The following is a 6022-nucleotide window of genomic DNA, read 5'->3' as shown; positions in this document are numbered from 1 at the left end:
CCGCGCGCGGGCAAGGCCCCCGCCCAGCCGGGCCCAACGGAAGGAAAGGTCTTGCCAAAGACCTTGACGACGGGCGGGAGCATTTCTGACCCCTTGTGCCATGCCATCGCGGCCCGTATTTAGGCATCAAGCAAAGATACAGGAGAATTCGGATGCTCAAAGGACTCGGCGGTCTGGGCGATATGGCCAAGATGATGAAATCCGCGCAGGATTTGCAGACCAAAATGACCGACATGCAGGAAGAACTGAACACCATCATGGTGGTCGGTGAGTCCGGCGCAGGTCTGGTCAAGGCAACCGCCACCGCAAAAGGCGAACTCAAAGGCCTGGACATCGACCCATCGATCTTCAACGGCGACGACAAGGAAGTGGTCGAGGATCTGATCCTGGCCGCGATCAAGGACGCACAGACCAAAGCGGCCGAGCGTTCGCAGGCAGAAATGGCCAAACTGACCGAGAGCATGGGCCTGCCCGCAGATATCAAGCTGCCGTTCTGATCTTCATCTTTTCCCAAATACTCCCGCCGGAGGCTTCCTCCGGCGTCACACAGGACAGGCCGTGAGTTCGAACAGCGACATTGACAACCTGATCGACCTGATGGCCAAGCTGCCCGGCCTCGGCCCCCGTTCGGCCCGCCGCGCGGTGTTGCACCTGATCCGCAAACGCGCCCTGCTGCTGACGCCCCTTTCGGACGCCATGCAGCAGGTCGCCGTCACCGCCCGCGAATGCCTGAATTGCGGCAATGTGGGCACCACCGACATCTGCGACATCTGCAATGACGAAGCCCGCGCGACCGGAGAGCTGTGCGTGGTCGAGGACGTTGCCGACCTCTGGGCAATGGAACGCGCCGGGGTCTTCAAAGGTCGCTACCACGTTTTGGGCGGCACGCTGTCTGCGCTGGACGGGGTCGGGCCGGACGAATTGCGCATTCCCCGTCTCAAGGACCGGGTGCTGGCCGAGGGGATCACCGAGGTCATTCTGGCCCTGAATGCCACGGTCGATGGCCAGACAACCGCCCACTACATCGCGGACCAGTTTGAGGGGCAGGTGCGCCTCACCTCATTGGCGCAGGGTGTGCCGATTGGGGGCGAGTTGGACTATCTGGATGACGGGACGATTACGGCAGCGTTGAGGGCGCGGAAGGAGTTGTAACCGGACATGAGAGGCAAGCGTCAATACATGCCGCCCGTTTCGTCAATTAAGATTGGTGGTCCAAAATAATCCGCCCTAAAGCTGATCCTCATACCGCCTAGGTTTTCTATCCTTAACGTCAAACCAAGCGTTTCATTTCTGAACGAACCTTTTAGGGACCCTTCAAAACCGTCAATACTACCGACCCACCCGTTTGCTTCGGACAACTTGTGCTCAGCCCACTTCTTTAGTTCTTCAACGCGTGTCCCGTCCAATAACAGCTCGGGCCAACTCGTGTTCTCGCAGTTGTAAACACCGTAGCCCGCATATGGGCTGCCCTCAGTTGCATAGGGCCAGTCAAAAACGTGCAATCGAGCTGCGAAATCACCTAAAACAAGATAGAACCCGTGGTGGTCTCCTTCCTTGCCGTCAGGTGTCCCGCCATTCCAAGCACTTTCACTTTTGGTCAGGAAGTAACCCAAGCAGACATCTGCTCCCCAAACCGCAAGATCCGAACTTTCAAACGGCTGCCATTCTTGGTCCCAGATAGGTGGTCAAGCAGAGATGGCCCCCTTCGGCATTCGTAGGTTTCGCAATACTCATGGTGTTCTAAAAAATACTTTTTGTAATCGGTGGAATCTGCGGAGACCGACGAAACGGCTGCTGCGGAAAAAGTACAAAGCACAAAAAGAAACCTGCTTGCTAGCATTCGGTAATACCTGTTTTGAAGATCAAACTGCTTTTGCCGGAGCAAAAAACCGGCGTTCAGTAAAAACTCACATCCGAATTAGGTTCGGTCAATCCAATAATCCGGCACAGCAATTAGATAACATCTTTGTTCAGCTTTGCGTGTCAAATAGAGTTCTGACTGAGCTAAAATTGATTCTGGATAAAACATAATGACCCGCCTTCTCGCCCTGACCCTCGCCGCCTTCACCGCCACCTCTACCCTCGCACAAGACCTCGTCGACAAAGGCTTTGTCGAAGGCTGGAACATCATGATGGACCCCGCGCTTGGAAACGGGTGTCTGATCCAGACGGTGTATCAGGACCTCTCAGTCGTCAGGCTGGGCTATGACGCGCTGGACAATCGCGGGTATTTCACCGTGTTCAACAAGGCCTGGGGCGAGATTGAACCCGGCCAAAGCTATCCGATCCGGTTCGAGCTGGACGGCAAAAGCTTTGATGCCACCGCAATCGGCTTCAAACAGGATCGTGTCCCCGGCGCGACCGTGTTTTTCACCGACCGGGATTTTGTCGCGGCGATTGCGCAGAACAAGACGATGACTGTCTATAACCCCGCAGGCGAAACCGTGATGGCAATTGATCTGAAAGGTACCGCGAAGGCGCTGGAATACGCGCGGGAGTGTCAGAACAAGACGCTCTAACGTACCGGATCGAACAGCGCGTCCTTGGCGGTGCAGTCCCGGATCACATCCCGCCCGCAGGGCACCGGGTCCAGTTCGCGGGACAGGCACAGGCGGACCTCTTCGATATAGCCTTGCTTGCAGGTGATCGTGATCATGTCGCGTTCCAGCCCCGGATTGGCCTTCAAGAACGCCTCTTCCACCACCGACGCGGGCAGTTTGACCGTTGCATCCAGCTTCCGGAACACTTCGGGCCGCTGAACACGGTCATAAGCCTCTCGCGACAGGGCGAAATAGGCAGGCGCGGACAGGCCCGAGCAGGTTCCGTGTTTCTTCCATTGGTGCCATGCAAGACCAGCGCTGCCCTGAATATCCTCCATCCCGCGGGTCATGGAGCGGGACGGCTGAGCCTCGGGCGTGCGGCAATAAGACGGCCAGCCCTGATGGAATTGCGGCCAGAGCCCATGCAGAATCCATCCGTGATCATGCCGCGCATCGCATTGGTCGGACCCGCGCGCATCCCCTTCGCGGGCGCACCAGTTCGGCGACCAGCTGAGCGACAGGACATAGTAGTCAAATTCTCCGGCAGGTTCGCCATCTGCTCTCAGAACTGTGGGGGTTGCCACAGTGGCGGCAAATGCCAATGCGGCTGCAAGAAAGGTCAGAAATGACTGCATGAGGGGTATCGCGCCTGTAGAGCCTTGGGTATCGGCCAATTTAGCCGTCAAACCAGTGCGTAAGGCAAGGCCCATTCTGGCCACAGAATCGGCGCGCCGAATGTCCGGCACGCCAACGGGGGTTCAGAATTCATAAGCCAGCAGCGCGCCCAGTGTCTGGGTTTGCACACCCTCCTCATCGCCATAGCGATAGGCCAGCGACACACCCAGATTATCGGCCAGCGGCCATTCGGCAGATACGGTTGCCAGCGTATCTGTCCGAGCATTCTCGACATCGCGCACCGCAAAAACGCCGGACAGAATAACCGGGCCAACCGGAACCGCAGCGCCCAGCGTTGCGTAAGTGGCCGAGTCCGGGCGGCCGTCGAATTCATCGAAATAGGCAACCTCGCCCAACAGCTCGACCTCGGTGCCGCCCGCGTCCAGCAGATGAACCAGCCCGAAGACAACGCCGGACTGGTCGGCCTGATCGCCTTCACCGGCGGCCTGTTCCTGTACCGCCAGCGTGTAGGCCGTGTTGCCGATCTCACCCGCCAGCGACAGGGTAACGGATTCAATGTCGCTGGTGTTGGACACACCGCCATCCTCCAGGCGCGTTTGCCCGCGTTCGGTGAACAAAGAGTTGCTGAGGAATGTGCGATCCGTGGTGAAGGCTGCCAGCGTCAGCGCGTGCTCTCCGCCCAGCCCCGAGAAGGGCACGCTGACCGAGGCACCGACCCGTTCGGTGATCTCGTAATCTTCTGCAAAATCAACGCCAAAAACGCCCGGTGCCAGATCCCAGGCAAAGCCGAAGCTGGGGTTGAATTTACCCAGTGCAACTGCGGCGGAGCCGAAATCATAACCAAAATACAGCTCTTCTGCGTAAAGGCCCTGATCTTCGAAAAAGCGGTCATTGGTGGCGTCTTCGACCGGCTCGAACACCAGTGTGGATTGTAGCGAGAACCGGTCGGTGAACTGATAGCCGAACGCGCCCTCGATGGTGGCGAAGGTATCGGTTAGCTCGGCATCTGGATCGTCGGCGTCAAAGGTAAAGTCGCTTTCCAGTTCGACGCTGATCTCGGATGAAAACCGGCTGTCCTGAGCAAATCCGGCGGTGGCAAGAACGAAGAACGGCAAGCTGAGAAGGCTGCTTGTGCGTGTCATGTAAGGTATCCTTTTTGGGTTCCTGTTCAGGTGGTCTCCAAAGGACCCAGCCGGATCGCATGCGCGCACGCACAACCGGGCCGCAGTCTTGTGCGCACATAAGTGTTGGTCAGGGACGGTTTGGAAATCCTGGCTGAACAGAACGAACCTGTTTAGCGTGGTCCCGCCATATGATCCCGGCCCCGGGGCATGTCATATCGCGACGCTCGTGACAGAAACCTTGCTAAGCGGCTGTAATCAATAAATATTAGCCAAAACCTCACGGCCCGCTGCACAAGATCACACCGCGACGTGATGGGGCGTGACAGGCTTTGAAGCGGGTGGCGTTGTGCCCAACCAACAGCCGGGCGCATTCGGCCCTTCCCTTCTGGCCGTTGCGCGACTATATACGGGCCAAGTTCCCCGACAACGGAAACCTGCCCCAAGACCTCGGGGCCGCCGAATTCCGGCGACGGGACAGATGTATGTATAGGAGACGGGCTGATGGCAAAACCGCTTATGGCCAAGGCTACCGCCGTATGGCTGGTGGACAACACCACGATCAGCTTCAAGCAGATCGCGGATTTCGTAGGAATGCACGAGCTGGAAGTGCAGGGCATCGCCGATGGCGATGTGGCTGCTGGCGTGAAGGGCTTTGACCCGATTGCCAACAACCAGCTGACCCAGGAAGAAATCGACGCCGCGCAGAACAACCCGCTGCACAAGCTGAAGCTCAAGTTCAACCCGTCTGCGGCAGGCGAGGAAAAGCGCCGTGGCCCGCGTTATACTCCGCTGTCCAAACGGCAGGACCGTCCGAACTCGATCCTGTGGCTGGTCAAGTTCCATCCGGAACTGAGCGACGGTCAGATCGCCAAGCTTGTGGGCACCACCAAGCCGACCATCCAGTCGATCCGCGAACGCACCCATTGGAACATTGCCAACATGCAGCCCATCGACCCGGTTGCGTTGGGCCTGTGCAAACAGTCCGAACTGGACGCCGTGGTGCAGAAGGCCGCCGCGAAGAAAGCCGCCGAAGGCGGCGTCATGAGCGATGACGAGCGCCGCAAGCTGGTCTCGACCGAGCAGTCGCTTGAGATGGACGCGGCTCCGAAGATTCCGACGGCCATTGAAGGGCTCGAAACCTTCTCGCTGTCTGATGATCCGGAAGACGAGAAAGAAGACAGTGATCCGATCGTGGACGCCGACAGCTTCTTCAACCTGCCCAAAGGCGGCGGGGATGAGGAAGACGAGGATGATCTGCGCCCCTGATCCTGCCAGCCGCGGTCCGATCCGACCGGGGCACTGTCCTGAGGGAACCTCATGCTGAGCGTATTGTCTGCAGTTTTTGGCCCGCATCGCGCCGTGTCGATCTATGCCTTTCTGAAAACCTGGGGGCTGGGTTTGGCAGCGGCTGTGGTGATGGTGATCATCGTCAGCGGTCTTTATCTGCTGGGGGATGATGGCAAGCACGAACATCACTCGTTCATGACCGTCCCGGTGCTGTCCGCAACCGCGATCAATGGTGATCTGAAGAACGGCGTCATCGCCTCGGTCCGGTTGCCGGACGGAACGGCTGCGTCGATCACCTCGACCGAAGCGCCGGTGTCCCAGACGGTTGGCACCAGCGCCTGTGTCGAAAAACGGGTTTACGTCGAAAGCGGCGAGCCCAGATACCGGTTCAAACTTCCCAAGTTCTGCGAACCCGGCTGATCCGGGTCGCACCCA

General features: G+C 58.5%; 8 protein-coding genes. 5 read left to right on the top strand and 3 right to left on the bottom strand.

Annotated elements, in window-relative coordinates:
- The first annotated feature begins 152 nt into the window (after positions 1-152).
- Positions 153-497: a YbaB/EbfC family nucleoid-associated protein gene (locus tag ACR0KJ_RS16135; protein WP_039529126.1), complete on the top strand. Its 345-nt coding sequence runs from the start codon at positions 153-155 to the stop codon at positions 495-497.
- 61 nt (positions 498-558) lie between these two features.
- Positions 559-1152, top strand: coding sequence for a recombination mediator RecR (gene recR, locus ACR0KJ_RS16130; protein WP_170455117.1), 594 nt, complete (start codon positions 559-561; stop codon positions 1150-1152).
- Between the two features lie 20 nt (positions 1153-1172).
- Here recR and ACR0KJ_RS16125 read toward each other — a convergent pair whose 3' ends face one another.
- Positions 1173-1613, bottom strand: a complete 441-nt coding sequence (locus tag ACR0KJ_RS16125) for a hypothetical protein (protein WP_170455119.1) — start codon at positions 1611-1613, stop codon at positions 1173-1175.
- A 417-nt stretch (positions 1614-2030) separates the two neighbouring features.
- On the opposite strand from ACR0KJ_RS16125, the gene ACR0KJ_RS16120 reads away from it, so the two are divergent.
- On the top strand, positions 2031-2519 hold the full coding sequence (locus ACR0KJ_RS16120; RefSeq protein WP_170455121.1) for a hypothetical protein: 489 nt from the start codon (positions 2031-2033) through the stop codon (positions 2517-2519).
- Here the strand turns inward: ACR0KJ_RS16120 and ACR0KJ_RS16115 are convergent.
- A complete protein-coding gene (locus tag ACR0KJ_RS16115) occupies positions 2516-3175 on the bottom strand; it encodes a ribonuclease T2 (protein ID WP_170455123.1) in 660 nt (219 codons plus the stop codon). The genes ACR0KJ_RS16120 and ACR0KJ_RS16115 overlap by 4 nt on opposite strands.
- 123 nt (positions 3176-3298) lie before the next feature.
- Entirely contained in the window at positions 3299-4318 is a 1020-nt protein-coding gene (locus ACR0KJ_RS16110; protein WP_170455125.1) for a hypothetical protein, read from the bottom strand.
- A 483-nt stretch (positions 4319-4801) separates the two neighbouring features.
- Here ACR0KJ_RS16110 and ACR0KJ_RS16105 point away from each other — a divergent pair, with 483 nt between their 5' ends.
- Entirely contained in the window at positions 4802-5566 is a 765-nt protein-coding gene (locus ACR0KJ_RS16105) for a DUF1013 domain-containing protein (RefSeq protein WP_170455127.1), read from the top strand.
- Between the two features lie 51 nt (positions 5567-5617).
- Complete coding sequence (locus ACR0KJ_RS16100) at positions 5618-6007, top strand: hypothetical protein (RefSeq protein WP_170455129.1); 390 nt, start codon at positions 5618-5620, stop codon at positions 6005-6007.
- Positions 6008-6022 lie beyond the last annotated feature (15 nt).

Source organism: Ruegeria sp. AD6, from assembly GCF_056542325.1.
This window is presented reverse-complemented; position numbering and strand designations above follow the sequence as displayed.